The 19697-nt window shown below is 58.5% G+C and carries 20 protein-coding genes and 1 pseudogene; 4 read left to right on the forward strand and 17 right to left on the reverse strand.

Annotated features, from left to right (window positions below; all coding sequences use genetic code 11):
* Positions 1–20 precede the first annotated feature (20 nt).
* The 13 genes from catC to ACH1XZ_RS07470 all read right to left on the reverse strand — a co-directional run bounded on the left by catC (position 21) and on the right by ACH1XZ_RS07470 (position 10852).
* Complete coding sequence (gene catC / locus ACH1XZ_RS07410) at positions 21–299, reverse strand: muconolactone Delta-isomerase (RefSeq protein ID WP_395595012.1); 279 nt, start codon at positions 297–299, stop codon at positions 21–23.
* Between the two features lie 12 nt (positions 300–311).
* Positions 312–1424 carry a muconate/chloromuconate family cycloisomerase gene (locus ACH1XZ_RS07415; protein ID WP_395595013.1) on the reverse strand — a complete coding sequence of 371 codons (1113 nt, stop codon included), beginning with the start codon at positions 1422–1424 and terminating at the stop codon, positions 312–314.
* Entirely contained in the window at positions 1411–2754 is a 1344-nt protein-coding gene (locus ACH1XZ_RS07420; RefSeq protein ID WP_395595014.1) for an MFS transporter, read from the reverse strand. The genes ACH1XZ_RS07415 and ACH1XZ_RS07420 overlap by 14 nt, the downstream gene beginning before the upstream one ends.
* Before the next feature lie 21 nt (positions 2755–2775).
* Complete coding sequence (locus ACH1XZ_RS07425) at positions 2776–3270, reverse strand: flavin reductase (RefSeq protein ID WP_395595015.1); 495 nt, start codon at positions 3268–3270, stop codon at positions 2776–2778.
* An 11-nt stretch (positions 3271–3281) separates the two neighbouring features.
* Complete coding sequence (locus tag ACH1XZ_RS07430) at positions 3282–4214, reverse strand: PDR/VanB family oxidoreductase (protein ID WP_395595016.1); 933 nt, start codon at positions 4212–4214, stop codon at positions 3282–3284.
* A 10-nt stretch (positions 4215–4224) separates the two neighbouring features.
* Positions 4225–4965 (reverse strand): SDR family NAD(P)-dependent oxidoreductase, encoded by a 741-nt coding sequence (locus ACH1XZ_RS07435; RefSeq protein WP_395595017.1) that lies wholly within the window; start codon positions 4963–4965, stop codon positions 4225–4227.
* A 10-nt stretch (positions 4966–4975) separates the two neighbouring features.
* The gene (locus ACH1XZ_RS07440; protein ID WP_395595018.1) at positions 4976–5458 is read right to left on the reverse strand and encodes an aromatic-ring-hydroxylating dioxygenase subunit beta; all 483 of its coding nucleotides are present in this window, start codon (positions 5456–5458) and stop codon (positions 4976–4978) included.
* Positions 5459–6769, reverse strand: coding sequence for an aromatic ring-hydroxylating oxygenase subunit alpha (locus ACH1XZ_RS07445; protein WP_395595019.1), 1311 nt, complete (start codon positions 6767–6769; stop codon positions 5459–5461).
* Positions 6759–7313: a nuclear transport factor 2 family protein gene (locus ACH1XZ_RS07450; RefSeq protein ID WP_395595020.1), complete on the reverse strand. Its 555-nt coding sequence runs from the start codon at positions 7311–7313 to the stop codon at positions 6759–6761. Before ACH1XZ_RS07450 ends, ACH1XZ_RS07445 begins: the two co-directional genes overlap by 11 nt.
* Before the next feature lie 8 nt (positions 7314–7321).
* On the reverse strand, positions 7322–7681 hold the full coding sequence (locus ACH1XZ_RS07455) for an IacB protein (RefSeq protein WP_395595021.1): 360 nt from the start codon (positions 7679–7681) through the stop codon (positions 7322–7324).
* A 22-nt stretch (positions 7682–7703) separates the two neighbouring features.
* On the reverse strand, positions 7704–8831 hold the full coding sequence (locus ACH1XZ_RS07460; RefSeq protein WP_395595022.1) for an acyl-CoA dehydrogenase family protein: 1128 nt from the start codon (positions 8829–8831) through the stop codon (positions 7704–7706).
* Positions 8832–8932: 101 nt separating this feature from the next.
* On the reverse strand, positions 8933–10057 hold the full coding sequence (locus tag ACH1XZ_RS07465; RefSeq protein WP_395595023.1) for an amidase: 1125 nt from the start codon (positions 10055–10057) through the stop codon (positions 8933–8935).
* A 333-nt stretch (positions 10058–10390) separates the two neighbouring features.
* The gene (locus ACH1XZ_RS07470) at positions 10391–10852 is read right to left on the reverse strand and encodes a MarR family winged helix-turn-helix transcriptional regulator (protein WP_395595024.1); all 462 of its coding nucleotides are present in this window, start codon (positions 10850–10852) and stop codon (positions 10391–10393) included.
* Between the two features lie 260 nt (positions 10853–11112).
* Here ACH1XZ_RS07470 and hpaX point away from each other — a divergent pair, with 260 nt between their 5' ends.
* The gene (hpaX, locus tag ACH1XZ_RS07475; protein WP_395595025.1) at positions 11113–12525 is read left to right on the forward strand and encodes a 4-hydroxyphenylacetate permease; all 1413 of its coding nucleotides are present in this window, start codon (positions 11113–11115) and stop codon (positions 12523–12525) included.
* Positions 12526–12655: 130 nt separating this feature from the next.
* On the opposite strand, the gene ACH1XZ_RS07480 is transcribed toward hpaX, so the two are convergent.
* Both ACH1XZ_RS07480 and ACH1XZ_RS07485 read right to left on the reverse strand, forming a co-directional pair.
* Positions 12656–14770 (reverse strand): TonB-dependent siderophore receptor, encoded by a 2115-nt coding sequence (locus ACH1XZ_RS07480; RefSeq protein WP_395595026.1) that lies wholly within the window; start codon positions 14768–14770, stop codon positions 12656–12658.
* 147 nt (positions 14771–14917) lie between these two features.
* Entirely contained in the window at positions 14918–15172 is a 255-nt protein-coding gene (locus ACH1XZ_RS07485) for a GlsB/YeaQ/YmgE family stress response membrane protein (RefSeq protein WP_035893566.1), read from the reverse strand.
* A 269-nt stretch (positions 15173–15441) separates the two neighbouring features.
* Between ACH1XZ_RS07485 and ycgR the strand changes: the two genes are divergently transcribed.
* Positions 15442–16173 (forward strand): flagellar brake protein YcgR, encoded by a 732-nt coding sequence (gene ycgR / locus ACH1XZ_RS07490; protein WP_395595027.1) that lies wholly within the window; start codon positions 15442–15444, stop codon positions 16171–16173.
* Here ycgR and emtA read toward each other — a convergent pair whose 3' ends face one another.
* A complete protein-coding gene (emtA, locus tag ACH1XZ_RS07495) occupies positions 16174–16785 on the reverse strand; it encodes a membrane-bound lytic murein transglycosylase EmtA (RefSeq protein WP_395595028.1) in 612 nt (203 codons plus the stop codon).
* A gap of 93 nt (positions 16786–16878) precedes the next feature.
* On the opposite strand from emtA, the gene ldcA reads away from it, so the two are divergent.
* Positions 16879–17793, forward strand: a complete 915-nt coding sequence (gene ldcA, locus ACH1XZ_RS07500) for a muramoyltetrapeptide carboxypeptidase (protein ID WP_395595029.1) — start codon at positions 16879–16881, stop codon at positions 17791–17793.
* Between the two features lie 95 nt (positions 17794–17888).
* A complete protein-coding gene (locus ACH1XZ_RS07505) occupies positions 17889–19622 on the forward strand; it encodes a potassium/proton antiporter (protein ID WP_395595030.1) in 1734 nt (577 codons plus the stop codon).
* Here ACH1XZ_RS07505 and ACH1XZ_RS23355 read toward each other — a convergent pair.
* Positions 19563–19691: pseudogene (locus tag ACH1XZ_RS23355) on the reverse strand (hypothetical protein); the annotation flags it as partial. The gene ACH1XZ_RS07505 and the pseudogene ACH1XZ_RS23355 sit on opposite strands and share 60 nt — an antisense overlap.
* Between the last annotated feature and the right edge of the window lie 6 nt (positions 19692–19697).

Raw genomic sequence — 19697 nt, forward strand, 5'->3', positions numbered from 1 at the left:
GTAGGGTAAGGGTTGTTGTTTTAATCAATGGCCGACGGGTGTCGGCATAACGGCTGCACGCTGATCTCCATAAACGGATACAGCGGCAGCGCGGTTAAGAGGTCGTGGAGTTCCTGGTTATCGGTCACGTCAAAAATGCTGACGTTGGCGTAGAGCCCGGCGACGCGCCAGATATGCAGCCATTTCCCTTCGCGCTGAAGCTGCTGGGAGTAGGCTTTCTCTTTCGCCTTAATCTCATCGGCCTCGGCTTTGGGCAGCGACGACGGGATATTGACGGTCATTTCAACTTTGAACAGCATCGGGGTGTCCTTTTAGTGGCGCGCGTAATAACGCAGTTTGTCGAGGTCAATTTCCACGCCCAGCCCCGCCCCCTGCGGCAGCGAAACCTGCCCCTGGCGGTAGTCGAGCGGCGTGACCACGATGTCGTCTTTCAGCAGCAGTGGGCCGAACATCTCGGTGCCCCACTGCATCCGTACGGTGGACCAGGCGTGCAGCGAAGCCACCGTGCCGAGCGTGCCTTCCAGCATGGTGCCGCCATACAGCGCCACGCCCGCCGCCTGCGCGACGTGCGCCAGCTTCAGCGCCTGCGCCGGGCCGCCCGCTTTGGCAATCTTCAGCGCATAGGCACCGCTAAAACCGCCGTGCGCCAGCGCATAGCCGTCGTAACTGGTTGCCACCGCTTCATCGGCGAGAATCGGGACGTCAAAACGCTGGCTCAGGGTAATCAACCCCTGCCGGTCCCACAGCGGGGTTGGCTGTTCAATGAGGTCAATGCCGCCGTCCTGTAGCTGGCTCATCCCTTTCACCGCGGTGGTGAAGTCCCACGCCTGGTTCACGTCAACGCGAACGCTGACCTCGTCACCGAGCGCCGCCTTAATCGCCAGCGCGTGGCGAATATCGGTTTTAAGATCCCGGGCGCCAATTTTCAGCTTGAAGGTATCGTGCCGCCCTTCCGCCAGCAGCCGTTTGCCCTCTTCAATGTCGTTGTCGGTATCGCCGCTCGCCAGCGTCCACAGCACCGGCAGGCGGTCGGTTATCGCCCCGCCGAGCAAGGCGCTAACCGGTAGCCCCAGCAGCTTGCCCTGCGCATCGAGAAACGCGGTTTCCAGCGCCGATTTGGCAAAAGTGTTGCCCTTGACGCTGGCATTCATCTTCTCCGCCAGTGACGCCACGCCGCTGAAGGTCTGGCCGCACAGCAGCGGCGACAGGTAGGTTTCAATGGCCGAGCGAATGGCCTCCGGGCTTTCCGCGCCGTAGCTCAACCCGCCGATGGTGGTGGCTTCCCCCCAGCCGACCACGCCCTCGGCGCACTGCATACGCACGATGGTCAGGGTCTGGCAGCCCATGGTGGCCATCGACAGTTTGTGCGGGCGAATGGTGGGAATATCCACCAGCCAGCAGGTCAGTGATTCAATCGTTAACATCCGTTGCTCCTGCATTTTTGTGTTGTAAGGAGGTTGAAGGCAGGCTTCTCAGGGCAATCCATGCCAGCAGCGCGTAGGCCATCAACAATAAAGAGACCGGCCACGAGGCATCAAAAGCCATCAGCAGCGCCACCGCCAGCATCGGGCCGAGGCCGCCGGAGAAGATCGACCCCACTTCGTGGCCCAGCGCCAGTCCGGAGTAGCGCACCCGCACCGGGAAGAGGTCACTCATGATGCACGGCTGGGTACCAATCATCGCGCCGTGGCACACCGGCAGGCCGAGGAACATCGCCAGCATCACCGCGCCGTAGTTGCCGGTGGATAGCAGCCAGAAGAACGGGAACGCCATCACCAGCAGGCCAATCACGCCGATGTAGTAAACGGGCTTCAGGCCAATCTTGTCCGACAGCGCGCCCCAGAACAGGATCGAGAAGAATTCAATCAGCATCGCCAGCGTGACCGCGCTGATGATCTCCCCGGTGCCGATACCAATGTGTTTGGCGTAGACCACCGAGAAGGTGAAGAAAATATAGGACGCCCCGTTTTCCGGCAGCCGCAGAGCTATCGCCTGCAACAGCGCTTTCGGGTGCTCGCGTACCAGCACCAGCAGCGGGATCTTTTCGTGCTGGTCTTCCGGCTTCGCCTGGGTGAAGGCTTTGCTCTCGCGGATGTTTTTGCGGATATACACGCCGACCAGGAAGATGGCGATGCTCAGCAAAAACGGTACGCGCCAGCCCCAGCTCAGAAAATCACTTTCCGGCAACTGCTGGACGAGATAAAAGGCGAAGGCCGAGAGCACAAAGCCGCCGGAGACGCCCATCTGGCTCCACGCGGTATAGAATCCCCGGCGTGAGGCCGGGGCGTTTTCGCTCAGCATCAGCACGCCGCCGCCCCACTCGCCGCCGGACGCCACGCCCTGTAAGAAGCGCAGGATGATGAGCGTCAGCGGTGCCCAAATGCCAATCTGCGCGTAGGTCGGCAACAGGCCAATCACAAATGTCGTTGCGCCCATCAGCGTCAGCGTCATGATAAGCGTCATCTTGCGGCTATAGCGGTCACCGATATGGCCGAACAGGATGCCGCCGAGCGGGCGCGCCAGAAAGCCAACCGCAAAGCCGGAAAACGCCAGCAGCGTCCCCTGTAACGGGTCGCCGCCGACCGGGAAGAACAGCGGGCCAAACACCAGCGCCGCGGCGGTGCCATAGAGAAAGAAGTCATACCATTCCAGCGCATTACCCAGCACCGACGCGACCACCAGCTTGCGCATTTGCTGCGCGTCATGGTGGACGGTGGTTGATGTGACGGTAGTTTCAGAAACGACATTGCTCATCCGACCTTCCTCTTCTCGTTATCAGGCTTCCACGTCGCAGCCAACCGTGTGGTAGCGGCGGTTGAAATAAACCAGCCCGCGCGGCTGCTCGCTGATGCGAATCGCCTGCACCCGGCAGTAAAAGACCGAGTGGCTGCCCACTTCGTGGCAGTCATCAATCAGGCAGTCGAAGCTTGCTACCGCAGAGCTCAACACCGGCGCGCCGCTGGCCATCACCTGCCAGTTGTCGTGGCAGAAACGCTCTTCAGAGCGCAGGCTGGCGTTGGCAAAAATGCCCGACAGCGCCTGGTGGTCGCTCGACAGCACGTTGACGCACAGCGCGCCGTTTTGCCTGAAGTGCGCGTGGGCAAAAGAGTTACGGTTCATGCACACCAGCAGCGTCGGCGGCTGATCGGTCACGCTACACACGGCAGAGGCGGTGAAGCCAAATTTACCCGCCGGGCCGTCGGTGGTTATCACCGATACCGCGCTGCCCAACTGCGCCATGGCGTTACGAAATTCGGTTTGCAGAGTCATAGAGAAGATCCTCAAAGATCGATTATCAGACGGGCGCTTTTCGCCCGGGAGCAACACAGCAGGATCTGATCGCCATCGGCCTTCTCTTCGTCGGTCAGATAGTGGTCACGATGATCCGGCTCACCTTCCAGCACGTCGGTCAGACAACTGCCACAGATCCCCTGTTTGCAGGAGACGCAGACCTTGAGCCCCGCCAACGCCAGCGCTTCAACGATGGTCTGGTTTGCCGCCACCTGAACGGTGATGCCGCTGGCGGCTGCCACCACTTCAAACGGCTGGCCGCCGGTTTCCACCTCGGCGCTAAAGCACTCCTGGTGGATCTGCTCCGGCGCGTAGCCCTGTGCGGTGGCCTGCTCGCTGACCGCATCCATCAGCCGCGTCGGGCCGCAGACGTAGACGTGAGTGCCAGCAGGCACGTCGCACAGCACCGCAGCAAGGTTGATACGCTGCTCGTCGCTAAAGTGCAGATGCACCTGCGGGGCATAGGCCGATGCCGTCAACTGGGCGACAAACGCGGCCTGGGCGCGGCTTCGCGCACAGTAATGCAGGCTGAAAGCGCGCCCGGCTGCCAGCAGCTCCGCCGCCATCGCCAGCATCGGCGTAATGCCGATACCGCCGCCGATAAGCAGGCTGTGGCTGGCCTTTTCATCCAGCGCAAACAGATTGCGCGGCTCGCTCACCTGAATCTCATCGCCTTCCTGAAGCCGGTGCACGGCGAGCGAGCCGCCTTTTGACTGGCTGTCTTTCAGCACGCCAAGCTGGTAGTGATGGCGTTCAAACGGATCGCCGCACAGCGAGTACGGACGCACCAGATCGTCGCCCAGATGCACGTCGATATGCGCCCCGGCGGTGAACGCGGGCAGCGCCGTACCGTCGGTTTTCGCCAGCGTCAGCAGCAGCACCTCGCCCTGTAGCTCGCGGCGGATAACCTGTAATGTCAGCATTTCCGCCTCCTTAACGCATAAACAGCCCGCCGTTAATGTCCCAGGTGGCCCCGGTGACAAACGACGATTGTTGAGAGGCCAGCAGCGCTACGGCTTCGGCGACAAACGCCGCGTCGCCAAGTTCGCCGACCGGGATCATCTGCAACAGGCCGGGCATCTTCTCTTCCGGCACCAGCGCGTGCACCGTCGGCAGGTCCATTGGCCCCGGCGCGATGGCGTTGACCGTCACGCCGGATTTCGCGAGCTCGCGGGCAAAGACTTTGGTCAGCGTCAGAATGCCGCCTTTTGACGCCGCGTAGTGCGCCCCGGATGCGGTGCCGCCGTTCTGCCCGGCGAGCGACGCCAGGTTGATGATGCGACCGTAGCCACGGCGGGCGAAGTAGCGCCCCATCGTCTGGCAGCCGACGAACGTGCCGCGCAGGTTGGTGGAAATCACCTGGTCAAACTCCTCTGCGGTGATCTCCATTACCGGGGTCGCGAGGGTCAGCGCGGCGTTATTGACCAGCACCTGTAGGGTGCCAAAGCGCTCAATCGTCGCCGTCAGCGCACGGTCAAAGGCCTCCGGCTGGCGGATATCCAGCCCCAGCGCCAGGACTTTGCCTTCGCCGTTATCGAGGTTTGCCGCCGCGGCTTCGGCGCGGGCGGCGTCGACATCGGTCAGCACCACCTGAAAGCCCTCGGCCAGCAGATGAGCGGCAATCACGTTGCCGAGACCGGAAGCCGCCCCGGTCACTAATGCGGTTTGCGTCATAAACGGTTCCTTACAGGATGTAGCCGATGCTGTGCAGCACATCGTCGCTGTTGACCAGGCGAATCACCTTCTGGGTAATGCGCCAGCCGCTTTCCTGCGGGCGCAAGTGCCAGGTGATGTCGGCGGCGTAGTGGCGGCTGTGGCCCTTGCGGTGTTCCCACAGCGACTGTGCGCCGCGTATCACCACTTCGTTTTCGCTGGCTTCCAGCAGGCGGAAGCGCGACAGCGTGCGCAGGGTTCTGGCACGCGGCGTGGTGGAGATAGACTCGCCGCTATAAAGGCGCTTTACGCGCTTGGCGCGCATTTCGTGATCGTCGCAGGCGTAGTTGAGCGTGTTTTTGAAGTCGGTCTCGGTCGGGTCGATCGGCACCACATACAAGCCGTCGTGCTGCCAGAGATCCAGCCAGGCATCGAACTCGCCCTGATCCAGCAGGTCGCCTTCGAGGTTGATAACCGCGATGGCGTTAAACAGTACAGATTCAGCGGTCGTCATTTATTCCATCTCCGTCATCAGTTTTTTCCACTGCTGGTAGGCCGCGCGCATGCCGGTTTCGGCGCTAACGTCGCTACGCAGGCCATCGTCGGTGCGGTATTCCCCCGCCAGACCACGGTTGAGCATGATCCACAGGTCGTCACCGGCGGTAGCCCCGCGCTGGACGCGCTCCCACGCTTCCGAGTCGTCCGGCGTGCCAAAGCCCATCGGCCCCTGGAAGTGCTCGTGCAGACGCAAACGCGCCTGGTTAGCGATTTCCGGGCCGCCGTCCATGGTGATCACCGCATGGTGAATTTCGGTTTCGTTTACCGACACCGGCTGCAATACGCGGAAGAAGGCCATCGAGCAGGCAATATTCGGGAAGATATTGAGGTTGAAGCCAGAGCCACCGACCGCACGGACGATACGACGCACCTGATCCTCGTCGTGATCGGTGCGCAGCGCGTCGGCCAGTTCGGTAAAGCGCTCCGGGATCGGCGCGTCCAGATTGGCTTCCAGATCCACCAGTTCCGGGATCATCACCATCACGCTATGGCCATTGCCGAGGTCTTCAACGTAGCCGCTGCCGTCGACAAAGTTGAGCATATCTTCGGTCTGCTTATCGACCGAGCTTAAGAACGAGCGGTGCACCACCGGGAAGTGGTAGCCATCGGTGGTGTTCTCGAGCTGGATTTTCCAGTTGCCGGGGAAGCGGAAACGGTGCGCCGGGCCGGTTTTTATCGGGTAGCCCGCGCCCTGCTTCATAAACAGATCCATCCACTTTTTCGCCGCGCCGAGGAAATCTTCCAGCGGTTCAATATGGTCGTTAAAGGTGGCGAAGATCATGCCCGCGTACTGTTCAGTACGCAGGGACACCAGCCCCAGCTCGCCTTTTTCTAACTGGTCGGCATAGCTTTCCGGGTGCGGCACGCCGCGCAGGCTGCCGTCCAGCGCGTAGCCCCAGCCGTGGTACGGACAGACAAAGCTGTTGGTTTTGCCGCTGCGGTGTTCGCAGACGGTAGCCGCGCGGTGGCGGCAGCGGTTCAATAGGGTGTGGATGGTGCCTTTACGGTCACGCACCACAATCACCGGCTGGGTGCCAATTTCGGTGGTTTTGAAGCTGCCGGTCTCCGGGATTTCGCTGGCGTGCGCCACCCAGACCCAGGTTTTGCCGAACACGCGATCCAGCTCCAGATTGAACAGTGCATCAGAGGTGTACAGCGAGGTGTGTACACGGTCGTGCTGTACCAGCGAGGCAATCTCGTCGCGGCTCGGCGCGTTTGGCGTCGTGGTATCGATATTTTTCACATGAATCAGGTGGTCACACTGCATGTCCATTCTCCTGCACGTCTTCGACGGTCTGATTTTGGTCCGGCACCGGGAGGGTATCCTCGGCGTGCCAGTGGCTTACGGGTCGGCTAAACAGGTTGCGGGTGGTGAAATGGTGCATCACCATCTCCCCCGCTTCGCGCCGGAAGGTGACGTTTAATTCGGCGGCGTTGAGGTGCGCGCCGCCCGCGCTGAAGGCCGAGGTTTGCAGCATCAGCCAGCGGCCCTGTACCTCTCCACCTGCTGCCATCGTCAGCGCCTCTGAACAGAGAAAGTGCGCGTTCATAGCGAAGTGCGCGGGCTCTCGGACGTAGCCCGCCATCATCGCAATAATCGCCGCGCGTCCCTGATGACGCCCCAGTCGCGTGGCGTAGGGTTCGCCGACGCCTTGCCAGCAGGCATCGACGCTGAACAGCGCGCCAATGGCCTGCACCGTGTCGAGTGAATCCAGCCGGTCGCACAGGTGCATGTAGTGGCTGATACACACCCGCGCGGCCTGCTGGTCTTCGAGCTGCTGAAGGCGCAGCGCATCCTGAGAGGTCATCATCTGCCCCCTTAGCCCTGGATAATCAGCTCGCGACCGACGCGGGCTTCGATTTTGCAGTACTTCCACAGCTTGCTGCCGCTGTCGCCGACCGGGGTGGTGCGGAACAGGTTGCAGACCGCGGCCACGTTTTCCAGCGCCTGGGCGTCTGCCAGTACGTAGGTGGTCCATGGTGCGGTAGTGGACGGGCCGACCATCAACTGGTCATCGTCCATATTGCCGATAACCGTGATCCCCGGGGTCTCTTCGATTCCTTTCATCATCACGCCGAAAGCGGCCCATACCTGTTTGGCTTCCGCCGCGCTGGCGTCAAAAAAGTTCTGGTTCACGCCGATGCAAAACAGCACGCGCAGTGTGGTTGATTGGCTCATTGGTTGCTCCTTAGGTTAAAAATTACAGGTAACCGGGCATCGGTTTACCGCCGAAAAAGACCGTACCGGCGTTGAGGTACGAGAGGTCGCCCATAAAGGCGTGTTGGGTAATCACCATCGTGTCGCGGACGTAGCGCTGCAGCGGGCTGGTCATGGTGACGCCGCCCATACCGTTCAGTGCCAGCGCCTGGCGTGCCACTTCGGCAGCGACGCGGGTCACGTGGGTTGAGGAAAGTCGTAAGGCGTTGATCTGCGCGCAGTCTGCGTCATCGCCTCTGTGCAATTGCTGCCAGACGTCGTCGATGGCGTCATAGAACCAGGCGCGCGCGGATCGCAGGTCGGCCTCGCAGCGGGCAATTTGCATCTGCGCCTGCGGGCGGTCCGCCAGACGCGGCGCGCCGGTTACTGACTGCTGACGATGGGCAATGGCGTAAATTTCGTTGAGCGCCGCGCGGGCCACACCGAGCGCCACCACCGAGAGCACCTGGGTGGCTAACGAGAGTACCGGATAGCGGTACAGTGGGCCTTCAAGGTTCAGCGCGCCGCCGCGTATAAAGGTCCACTCCTGTGGCACAAACACGTCGTCTACCAGCAGGTCGTGGCTGCCGGTTCCGGCGAGGCCCACGGTGTCCCAGACCGGGTCAATCTGCACGCTGGCGCGAGGCAGTACCGCCATGCGCGGAAGCGCCTGGTCGCCATCGGGGAGAATGCCTACCCCCAGCACCGACGCGCCCATACTGCCGCTGGCAAAGCTCCAGCGTCCGCTGACCCGGTAGCCGCCGTCGGCCTGACGCGCCTTTTGCGTCGGGAAAATCCCGCCCGCAAAGACCACGTCCGGGCCGTCGCGATACAGTTCTTTTAACGTGTCTACCGGCAGCGCACCGAGGTAAAACGGGCTCATGCCGAAGCTCGCCACCCAGCCTGCGGAACCGTCCGCGGTGGCAATCTGTTCAATCAGTTCGCAGAACTGCGCCGGGGAGCACTCATCACCGCCGTAGATTTTTGGCACCAACGCGCGATAAACGCCCGCCTGTTTAAAGCCGGTAATGATGTCGTCGGAAATATGGCGTTGATGCTCAAAATCGGCACTGCGCGCGCTCACTTCGCTCAGCAGCGGAACCAGCGATTCACGAACCTGGATGGCAGACATGGCTTTCTCCACAATTTTTATAGGCAGCCGTTCGCAGGGCGAACGAGGCCGCAATGAGTCGAACTCACTGAGTCATCAGGGAAAAGGTAAAACGGGTTGGCTTAGCGGCGTTGTCGCGCCGTGAGCCATTCGGCGGCCTGTACCAGCAACCCTTCGGCACCTTTACGGGCCACCAGTTGCAGGGCAATCGGGCGACCATCATGCGTGCCCGCAGGCAGCGTAAGCGCCGGATGTCCGCTAAGGTTGAACGGCCTCACCAGCCGGGTCAGGTTGACCACGCTGAGCGGGTCTTTCGCCTCGGTAAGCGTCGGTGGCAATTCTGGCAACGTGGCAAGCGCCACTAGCGGCGTGGTCGCCAGCAGCGCATCGACATCGTCGCTGAAGCGCTGCCGCACCTTTTCCGCCTGGGACAGCGCCTCGGCGCTGATGTTAGCCCCGGCACGAATGCGGGTTGCCACATCAGCTGAGACAGTGTTTTTCGCCAGTAGCGCGCGGAAGGCCTGCCAGTTTTCATGGCTGATAATGGCGACACCCGCAAGATGGGCATCGGTGAGCGTTGGCAGTTCGCCGTGCTCTGGCTGCACGTGCGCGTCAGCAAGGAAACGCAGCAGTGCGGCATCAATTTCCGGCAGCGCCGCAGAGATAAAGGTGATGGCTGGCAACGCGTCCAGTGGGGATGAGACGGCAATGTCCAGGCGGTTTAGCGCCTGACGAAGGGTGTCCGCATCGCGGGTAAACAGGCCGACGCTGTCGAGCGAGCTGTCGGCGGGCATCACGCCGTGTCGACTCAGCACGCCATAGCCGGGCTTGAGGCCAAGAACGCCGCAGCAGGCTGCCGGCATGCGTACCGAACCACCGGTATCGGTGCCGAGCGCAAAATCGACCTCGCCCGCCGCCACAACCGCTGCCGAACCGCTGGAAGACCCGCCGGGAATAAGCGACGGGAAACGTGGATTCAGCGGGGTACCGCTCCAGGGATTTACCCCAGTCACGCCAAACGCCAGTTCATGTAACGTGGTTTTTCCTGACAGCACGCAGCCGTTCGCCAGCAGGGTGGCAACAACGCTCGCATGCTGCGCGGCGACCGGCGTATCCGCCAGCGCCTGACAACCCGCCTGGGTGCGGAATCCCGCCACGTCCAGGGTGTCTTTGACGGCAAAACTCAGGTCGCCCTCGCCGAGGGTGAACCGTTCGACAAACCCATTGCTCTCACAAACTGGCTGCATGATTAACACCTTAACCAGAAAAAATGAATCATATTCAGGCGCGCAGTCATTGCTGCTTTTTTGCCATGACCAATGTGTAATCACTATGGAATATTTAGATGAAAATTCAAGTAAATTTTCACGTTAAATTTACGGTAAAATAACAATTAATTAACCTTTTATTGATAAGGGTTAATCACGCAGTTTGATGAATTACAACGCAAAATAGCGAATACAGGCGGGCGCTACCGTTGGCGGCGAGGCCGACGGTAGTCATAAGAAAAGAGTGTATTTACAGGGGGTTATGATAATTTTCTACGCGGGTCACAATTTTGTCATTGTGTCGTATTGGGGCTACAGCTCATTAAGATTATCCAGCACTTTCGACAGCGACTGGTTCATTTTTTCCACCTGACTTGCGCTCATTCCCTTAAAGCCTTTGTCGAAAATCTTCCCCACCAGCGGCATCGCTTCCGCCACTTTCTGCTGGCCTGCTTCGGTGAGCATCACCACCGTTACCCGCGCGTCGCTTGCGCTATTTGCGGTGGTCACCAGGCCATCATCGCGCAGGCGGCCAACAATTTTGGTGACCGTCGGCATCTTCGCCAGCGCGTATTCGGATATTTGCGAGATACTCGCCTCGCCGTACTGGTGCGTGATCATCAACACGCGAAAGCGCGACACGTCCAGCGCAATCTTTTTCAGCGCCACTTCTACGGTTTGGGTGTAACGCGCATAGACGTTAACAATCCAGTAGAACGGAAACTCTTCACGATGAAAGGCGGTATCGTCCGATACTTTTTTTGTATGACTCATGCGTTTCCTTACCCCATCAAACCACAGATTTTTCGATTATACCCTGAGTCGTTACGCCCGTCCTGACCCCTTTTCGCCCCGAATACCGGCGGCTTGGGAATTAGCGCGACGCAGATCTCATTATGATTCACAAATGCCACACGCATAACAAATACGTATCATTTTATCTACGTAAAATTGACATCTATGATGGCGATTTTCTATACGTTAGCAGCCTGCATCTCGGTACCCATACTAATAAACACAATGTGGAGCTTTTCATGAACGATAGCCCTTCTCTGGGACACAAACGCGACGGGGAGCTTGCCACTCCGCCCCCGGCGCAGCAGCCGCTGAGCCCTCGCCAACAGGCGGTTATCAATAAGCTTTTCCGCCGCTTGATCGTGTTTTTATTTGTGCTGTTTGTTTTCTCCTATCTCGACCGTATTAATATCGGCTTTGCCGGCCTGACCATGGGCAAAGACCTGGGGCTGACCAGTACCATGTTCGGTCTCGCAACAACCCTGTTCTATGTGATGTACGTGGTGTGCGGTATCCCCAGCAACGTGATGCTGACCATCGTCGGCGCCCGCCGCTGGATTGCCATCCTGATGATAGTCTGGGGCATCGCCTCGACCGCCACCCTGTTCGCCACCGGGCCAAATAGCCTGTACGCACTGCGTATGCTGGTCGGTATTGCCGAGGCCGGTTTCCTGCCCGGCCTGCTCTACTACTTAACCTACTGGTTCCCGGCGCACTATCGCGCCCGCGCCAACGCCCTGTTTATGATTGCCATGCCGGTGACCATGGCGCTGGGGTCGCTGGCCTCCGGCTACATTCTCAACATGGACGGTCTGCTGAACCTTAAGGGCTGGCAGTGGCTGTTCCTGCTGGAAGGCTTCCCGTCCGTGCTGCTCGGTCTGGTGGTCTGGTTCTGGCTGGACGACAGTCCGTCGAAAGCCAAATGGTTGACCGACGACGATAAGGCCTGCCTTGAAGAGATGATGGAGGCCGACCGCCAGAGTGCGCTGCAAACCCAGAGCGCGATCCAGGCGGCATCGGTGGGGCAAAAGAGCGTGATGCGCGAGCTGATGACGCCGACCATCATGCTCTATACGCTGGCCTACTTCTGCCTGACCAATACGTTGAGCGCCCTGAGCGTCTGGACGCCGCTTATCCTGCGCAGTTTCAACGCCGAGAGCAGCAACGTGACCATCGGCCTGCTCAGCGCCATTCCTCAGGTTTGTACCATTATCGGGATGATCTGGTGGAGCAAGCGTTCAGACCGCCATAACGAGCGTAAGCTGCACACGTTGCTGCCCTATCTGTTCGCCGCCGCGGGCTGGGTACTCACCGCCACCAGTCCGTATCCGCCGCTGCAGTTTACCGGCATCGTGATGGCGTCGATGGGGGCCTTTGCCGCGATGGTCATTTTCTGGACCACACCGGACAGAGCGCTTTCCTTGCGCGCCCGTGCGCTGGGTATTGCGGTGATTAACGGCACCGGGATGACCGGCGCCGCGCTCGGCCCGCTGCTGATGGGACTGATGAAAGACGTGACCGGCAGCTTCAACGCGGGGATCTATATGGTCGCCGGGTTCCTGGTGCTGGGCGCGGTGATTATCGCGTTTATTCCGATGAAGGCGTCGCAGCGACAGTCTGTTACCGCTGGTGCCGCCCCGGAGTCGGCGTAAACGCCTCGTCCGGGCTACAGTAAACCATCCCGTAGCCCGGAAGCTATTTGTAGGCCGGATAAGGCGTTTCGCCGCCATCCGGCACCAGGCCGCACGGTGCCGGATGGCGCTACGCTTATCCGGCCTACGCTCAGAAGGTGTAACTTGCCCCAACCTGCACCGTCCTGTCACGACCAATCCAGCAGTTGGTGCTGTCATAGCAGGTCAGCGTTTCTTTATTGGTCAGGTTCTGCGCGCTGGCTTTCAGCATCAGCCCTGCCAGGCTGCTGTCCACCGCCGACATATCGTAAGAGAGCGACATATCGTACTGCGTGGTGCCACCGAGTTTGCCTGCGGTGTTATCCGGCGCAATTTCCATTGGCCCGGTATAGCGCACCCCGGCCCCCACCGTCAGCCCGCGCACCAGACTTTGATCGAAGGTGTAATCCCCCCACAGGTTAAACGCGTTTTCCGGAACCTGCGTCGGACGTTTACCCTGATAGGTTTCATCTTCGGTATTAATGGCGTGCGTATAGGCGTAGTTGGCTATCAGATTGATGTTATCGGTTGGTCGGCTAATGGCCGACAGCTCCGCACCGTTTGATTCAATCTCCCCCGTCTGATGGTAGTTCCAGCTCGGGTCCAGGCTCAGCACGTTTTTCTGCTTAATGTTAAATACCGAGGCGGTGAAGGTGGTGGCATATTCCGCCAGCAGGTACTTCACACCACCCTCCACTTGTTTACTGGTGGTCGGTTTCACCTGGTCGGCCGTCAGGTTACGCGCCGGTGATACCGGCTTAAACCCTTCGGAATAGCTGATAAACGGCGAAATACCGTTATCAAAGGCGTACAGCGCCCCGAGCCGTTTCGTTACCCGGTCCTGAGAAATCCACGTTTTCTGGTCGTCTTTAAGATAATCGGTAGTGGCAGACTGGTACTCATCGTAACGCAGGCTGGCGAGAAGATTCAGACCGCCAAACTCAACCTGATCCTGAAGGTAGTACCCTTTCTGGTTATAGGAGAGACGGTTTTTCTGTTCCGTATACAACCCCAGCGCGTCTTCATTGACCAGGCCGAAATCCGGGTTGCGCATATCAATACCCGGCGTCGTTGACGCAGGCGCATAGCGATAGTGGTAATGCGAGTTCAGCTTCTGGTAATCAAACCCGGCCAGCAGGTGGTGCTGCCACTCACCAAAGGCGAAGGTGCGCGTCACCTGATTATCGATGTTGAAGCTATGCAGGTCTTCATCCGTGGTGTAAGCAAAACGGTCTAAGTCATAAACGGGATTGTCCGTATTCCCCGTGGAGTAAATGCTCTTCTGGTGGGTATCGATATCAAAGTAACGCGCTTTCTGCGCAATGCCCCAGCCGCTATCAAATTCGTGCTCGAAGCTATAACCCACCATCCACTGGCGCTGTTTAAAACCGTTCCATTTGTCACCGGCATAATCGCGCTTGTCGGCATAGCTTGAGCGCAGATAAGAGAGCGGCAGCGGGTTCGACGGCGTCAGGCTTGGGGTGTTTTGCGCCAGCGCATCAATCGTCAGCCGGGTTTTATCGCTCGGTTGCCAGGTGACGCTCGGTGCCACCAGATAATCCTCGGTGCGGGTGGTGTGCGGCTGATCGTCGCCTTCCGTCGCTTTACCCAGCAGGCGGTAGCTCCAGTCGCTGTCGGCAATGCGCCCGGTGGAATCGAGATACCCCTCTTTCAGATTACGGGTGCCGGTATTAAAACCCACTTCGGTGCGCGGCGTCGTCTGCGGTTTTTTGCCCTGAATGTTAACCAACCCGCCCGGCGAGCCGTTGCCATACAGCACGGAAGAGGGCCCTTTCAGAATATCGACGCTCTCGATCAGCAATGGATCGATACGCGCTTTAGTATTGCCGGTAACGTTATAAGGCAGTTGCAGACCATTGTAGAACTCATTATCAACGGTAAAACCGCGGATTTTGTATTCGCTCATATAGGTGGTACTGCCGCGGGATTCGGTCGAGACGCCCGGCGCATAGCGCAGGATCTCATTCACCGATGTCGCATGGCGTTCGCTGATTTCATGCTGACTGATGGTGTTGATCACCTGCGGCGTTTTACTCTCCGCCACTGCGGATTTGGTGGCGCTGTTGGTCCAGGCCGGGAGCTCACCGCTCTCGCCTGACCCGGTAACTATCATCGTGGTTTCATTTTTATCAGCCCAGGCCGATGTGGAAAGCGCAACGGCAATCATCCCTGAAAGCGTACAACGACGAAAAACGGTTTTTTTCATTTTATAAGTGAACCCAAAACGCACAAAGAACGATAATTATTATCATTTGTGTTTTTAGTTCAACATAAAAATGCAGGCAACGACGAAAAGTGGAAAAACGCGGGGGATAAAACGAAGAACGGCCCCTTACGGGGCCGTTGCGAGACATTATTCGCGGCGAATCAGGCGGAAAACCACCAGCACAACGATGGCACCCACTACGGCGACCAGGAAGCTGTGCAGGTTAAAACCGGTGACGCTGCCGCCGAGGCCAAACGTGGTTGCTAACCAGCCGCCCACAACCGCACCAACTATCCCCAGGATGCAGGTGAGGATGAATCCACCCCCATCACGCCCCGGCATAATCAGTTTGGCAATAACACCGGCAATCAGACCAAAAATAATCCAGGTAATAATACCCATTTTCCCACCTCTTCAGTTCCATTAAACAGCCATAAAAGCGCCGACATTCTGCGCCGCTAATACTTCAAGTATAGGTAATTGTTCTTAAAAAACCTGGAATGGCGATGATATTTTATACGGATAAATACGAATATTGACGTAAGCACTGTCTTAAGTGCTTACGTCAGCCTAAAGCTGCGAAGATGTTAAATATTTTCATTTGGGCGCTGAAGTTATAGATTGCTACGCCGATAGATAATTAAGCCTCTGCCATTCAGGAGCCATTCCACGTGAGTGAGCACAACACACAGTTCCTAAAGCAAAACCCATTAGCCGTATTGAGTATTCTGCGCGATCTTCAGCAGGCTAACGCCGCGCTGCGCGTCAGCTGGTCGTCCCGACAGTTTATTAGCCGTATTCTTGATGCCAGCCAGCAGCGGCTGGTGATTGATTTTGGCAGCCGGGAAGAAGATAACATTGCGGCCAGAACGGCAAAAAATATCACCATCGTTGCCGAAACTAACGGTGCCAAAATTGAATTCACGGTGCCAGCCATGGCGGTCGAAGATTATCAGAACCTGCCTGCCTTCGTGATGCCTACGCCTGCGGCGGTCTGGTTTATTCAGCGTCGGGAGTTTTTCCGCATTCCCGCCCCGCTGCATCCGCCCTATTTTGGTAAAGCCACGCTGCCGGATAAAAGCACGCTGCGCTTCCGTCTGTACGATCTTTCGCTCGGCGGTATGGGCGCACTGCTGGATGCGCCAGCGCCGGAGGGATTAGTGCCGGGTATGCAACTTAAAGAGATTGAGCTGGATATGGCGCAGTGGGGGCGCTTTCGCTTTGATGCGCAGCTGTTGGGAATAAGCGAGCGCAAAGTGGTGGATAGCAAGAACGAAACCATCGTCACGCCGCGCTTAAGCTTCCGTTTTCTGAATATGAATCCGGTGCTTGAGCGCTCGCTCCAGCGCATTATCTTTGCGCTGGAGCGTGAAGCGCGCGAACGGGCGAATAACGTCCGCTGATTACATGGCGTCCATCGCTTTCTGAACCTTCCAGATATAGCGAGGCGCCTGCGGCGCAGGGTGATTCTTCACGACGTGCTCGAAGAATTCATCCTTATCTAGGTCGTTAATTTTGGCAATGGCCTTTTTACGATCCGATGAGAAGGTGCGCAGCAGCGCACCGGCACCGTTGGCATACGAGACCACCAGCGCATATTGCATCACTTCCGGATCGGTTATCCCAGCAAGCGAACCATGTTCGAGAATGCTCAGATAAGCGGCTCCCATTGAGATATTACGCTCCGGGTTTTTCAGCTCGCTGGTTGACGGCTGCCCGCTCCAGCCCATATAGCGGTAAACGTCCAGACCAGAGGTGGAAGCTTTCAGCTGCATCAGACCCACTGCGTTCGATTTACTGACAAGCGACGGGTTACCGCCGGACTCTACGGCGATAATCGCGGTTATCAGGCGCGGGCTGACGCCCCAGGCCGCACCGGCTTTTTCGCTGATAGGCATCCACTGCATTGCTCGTTTCACCGGCACTTCGGGATTCCAGGGCGGGTTACGGTAATCCGATTTAGAACTACACCCTGCAAGTAATACAATTAAAAAAGCAAACCATCTCAATTTCACGCATCTATCCTTTTAGCTGAACTTTGCCGCCGTTAATGACAACCATGGGCTCAGGCGGCATGATACTCGTTTCATTCTCTGCAAGGAAATGCCATGTCTCAGTTTCATCTCGTCGCCCCTTCCGGTTATTGCATCAATCAGTCCGCCGCGCAGTGCGGGGTTAAGCGATTAGAAGAGGCCGGGCATCGGGTCAATAATCAGCAGGTTATCACTCGTCGCGATCGCCGCTTTGCCGGAACGGAAGCGGAGCGCCTGCACGACATCAACGCGCTGGCGACCCTCAAGGAGAAGAATCAGATAGTGCTGGCGGTACGCGGCGGCTACGGCGCCAGCCGTCTGCTGGACAGCATTGACTGGCAGGCGCTGGCTGCCCGCCAGCGGCAGGACCCGCTGCTTATCTGCGGCCATAGCGACTTCACCGCTATTCAGTCCGGACTGCTGGCCAAAAGCAACGTGATTACCTTCAGCGGCCCGATGCTGGCCGGAAACTTCGGCGCGGAAACCCTGAATGCGTTTACCGAACAGCACTTCTGGCGCGCCCTGCGTCAGCCCCGCTATAGCGTTGAGTGGAACGGCGATGGCCCGGTATGTGATGAACAAGGAACGCTGTGGGGCGGCAATCTGGCGATGCTCGTCTCCCTGATTGGCACGCCGTGGATGCCGGATATTGCAGGCGGGATTCTGGTGCTGGAGGATATCAACGAACATCCGTTCCGCGTCGAGCGTATGCTGCTACAGCTACTCTATGCGGGTATTCTGCCGCGCCAGCGCGCCATCGTATTGGGTAGTTTTACCGGCGCGGCGCCGAACGACTACGACGCCGGCTATTCCCTCGAGTCAATGTATGAGTACCTCCGTTCACGGCTGTCTATTCCGGTCATCACCGGCCTCGACTTTGGTCATGAACAGCGCACGGTGACGCTGGCGCTCGGCGCACAGGCACAATTGACCCACGCCGCAGGGCAATCCCGGCTGACAATAACCGGCCATCCTGTATTAGTTGAATAAAAAACAATAATCACCGTTTATTAGTCCAATGTTCGCGCCGCAAGTATGGTAACGTTTTGTAACTAGCTTGTACGTTATCGGGGAGTGCGTGAACATTGGACGCCACGGCAGTCATTAGTCTCTTTATTTTGGGTTCAGTTTTAGTAACCTGCAGTATTCTCTTAAGCTCATTTTCTTCCCGCCTCGGTATTCCTATTCTGGTTATCTTTTTAGCCATCGGCATGCTGGCGGGCGTTGACGGCATCGGCGGTATCCCCTTCGATAACTACCCTTTCGCCTATATGGTCAGTAACCTGGCGCTGGCGGTTATCCTGCTTGACGGCGGGATGCGTACCCAGGCCAGCTCCTTTCGCGTGGCGCTAGGCCCGGCGCTGTCGCTGGCGACCGTCGGGGTGCTAATCACCTCCGGGCTAACCGGGATGATGGCAGCGTGGCTGTTCAAACTCGATATCATGGAAGGGATGCTGATTGGCGCTATCGTCGGCTCAACCGATGCGGCAGCGGTGTTTTCGCTGCTCGGCGGCAAAGGGCTGAACGAACGCGTAGGCTCTACCCTTGAGATTGAGTCCGGCAGTAACGACCCGATGGCGGTGTTTCTGACCATTACGCTTATCGAGATGATCCAGCAGCACGAAAGCGGGCTGAGCTGGATGTTCCTGGTGCACATTATTCAGCAGTTCGGTCTGGGGATTCTGATTGGCGGCGCTGGCGGCTACCTGCTGCTGCAGATGATCAACCGCATCGCCCTGCCCGCCGGGCTGTATCCGCTGCTGGCGCTGAGCGGCGGGATCATGATTTTCGCCGTGACCACTTCGCTTGACGGCAGCGGTATTCTGGCGGTCTATCTGTGCGGCTTCCTGCTTGGCAACCGGCCAATTCGCAACCGCTTCGGCATTCTGCAAAACTTCGATGGGCTGGCCTGGCTGGCGCAAATCGCTATGTTCCTGGTGCTGGGGCTGCTGGTGACGCCGTCCGACCTGCTGCCAATCGCCATTCCGGCGCTGCTGCTTTCTATCTGGATGATTTTCGTCGCCCGTCCGCTGTCGGTGTTCGCCGGGCTGCTGCCGTTCCGCGGGTTTAACCTGCGCGAGCGTACGTTTATCAGTTGGGTTGGTCTGCGCGGCGCGGTGCCCATCATTCTCGCCGTTTTCCCGATGATGGCCGGGCTCGATAACGCGCGTCTATTCTTTAACGTCGCCTTCTTCGTGGTGCTGGTGTCGCTGCTGTTACAAGGGACATCGCTCTCCTGGGCGGCGAAAAAAGCCAAAGTGGTGGTACCGCCGGTCGGCTGGCCTATCTCTCGCGTCGGGCTTGATATCCATCCGGAAAATCCGTGGGAGCAGTTTGTCTATCAGCTGAGTGCCGAGAAATGGTGCGTTGGTGCCGCGCTGCGCGACCTGCATATGCCGCCGGAAACGCGGATTGCCGCGCTGTTCCGCGACAATGTGCTGCTACACCCGACCGGCAGCACACGTCTGCGTGAAAACGATATTCTGTGCGTGATTGGCCGCGAACGTGACCTGCCGTCGCTGGGTAAAATGTTCAGCCAGTCGCCGCCGGTCGCGTTGGATCAAAGCTTCTTTGGTGATTTTATTCTGGAAGCCGGGGCGAAGTTTGCCGACGTTGCCATGATTTATGGTCTGGATGGCGGTGAAGAGTTCCGCGATAACCAGCAGTCGCTGGGGGATATTGTCGAGCACCTGTTAGGCGCAGCGCCGGTTGTGGGTGACCAGGTGGAGTTTGCCGGTATGGTGTGGACGGTGGCGGAGAAAGCGGAAAATCAGGTGCTGAAAGTCGGTGTGCGGGTGGCTGAGGAAGAATCGGAGTAGTTTGTTGTGCCGGATGGCGCTGCGCTTATCCGGCCTACAGGCCCGGTGAGCGAAGTGCCACCGGGCAATGCCATA

This window comes from Kluyvera chengduensis, from assembly GCF_044197065.1.
GTDB lineage: Bacteria > Pseudomonadota > Gammaproteobacteria > Enterobacterales > Enterobacteriaceae > Kluyvera > Kluyvera ascorbata_C.

Bases quoted from the DNA above. Each gene is read 5' to 3' on its own strand.
- ACH1XZ_RS07430 (WP_395595016.1), bottom strand. From the start codon at position 4,214: ATGCTGACATTACAGGTTATCCGCCGCGAGCTACAGGGCGAGGTGCTG.
- ACH1XZ_RS07470 (WP_395595024.1), bottom strand. From the start codon at position 10,852: ATGAGTCATACAAAAAAAGTATCGGACGATACCGCCTTTCATCGTGAA.
- hpaX (WP_395595025.1), top strand. From the start codon at position 11,113: ATGAACGATAGCCCTTCTCTGGGACACAAACGCGACGGGGAGCTTGCC.
- ACH1XZ_RS07450 (WP_395595020.1), bottom strand. From the start codon at position 7,313: ATGATGACCTCTCAGGATGCGCTGCGCCTTCAGCAGCTCGAAGACCAG.
- catC (WP_395595012.1), bottom strand. From the start codon at position 299: ATGCTGTTCAAAGTTGAAATGACCGTCAATATCCCGTCGTCGCTGCCC.
- ACH1XZ_RS07445 (WP_395595019.1), bottom strand. From the start codon at position 6,769: ATGCAGTGTGACCACCTGATTCATGTGAAAAATATCGATACCACGACG.
- ACH1XZ_RS07440 (WP_395595018.1), bottom strand. From the start codon at position 5,458: ATGACGACCGCTGAATCTGTACTGTTTAACGCCATCGCGGTTATCAAC.
- ACH1XZ_RS07455 (WP_395595021.1), bottom strand. From the start codon at position 7,681: ATGAGCCAATCAACCACACTGCGCGTGCTGTTTTGCATCGGCGTGAAC.
- ACH1XZ_RS07435 (WP_395595017.1), bottom strand. From the start codon at position 4,965: ATGACGCAAACCGCATTAGTGACCGGGGCGGCTTCCGGTCTCGGCAAC.
- ldcA (WP_395595029.1), top strand. From the start codon at position 16,879: ATGTCTCAGTTTCATCTCGTCGCCCCTTCCGGTTATTGCATCAATCAG.
- ACH1XZ_RS07480 (WP_395595026.1), bottom strand. From the start codon at position 14,770: ATGAAAAAAACCGTTTTTCGTCGTTGTACGCTTTCAGGGATGATTGCC.
- ACH1XZ_RS07460 (WP_395595022.1), bottom strand. From the start codon at position 8,831: ATGTCTGCCATCCAGGTTCGTGAATCGCTGGTTCCGCTGCTGAGCGAA.
- ACH1XZ_RS07415 (WP_395595013.1), bottom strand. From the start codon at position 1,424: ATGTTAACGATTGAATCACTGACCTGCTGGCTGGTGGATATTCCCACC.
- ACH1XZ_RS07425 (WP_395595015.1), bottom strand. From the start codon at position 3,270: ATGACTCTGCAAACCGAATTTCGTAACGCCATGGCGCAGTTGGGCAGC.
- ACH1XZ_RS07485 (WP_035893566.1), bottom strand. From the start codon at position 15,172: ATGGGTATTATTACCTGGATTATTTTTGGTCTGATTGCCGGTGTTATT.
- ACH1XZ_RS07420 (WP_395595014.1), bottom strand. From the start codon at position 2,754: ATGAGCAATGTCGTTTCTGAAACTACCGTCACATCAACCACCGTCCAC.
- ACH1XZ_RS07465 (WP_395595023.1), bottom strand. From the start codon at position 10,057: ATGCAGCCAGTTTGTGAGAGCAATGGGTTTGTCGAACGGTTCACCCTC.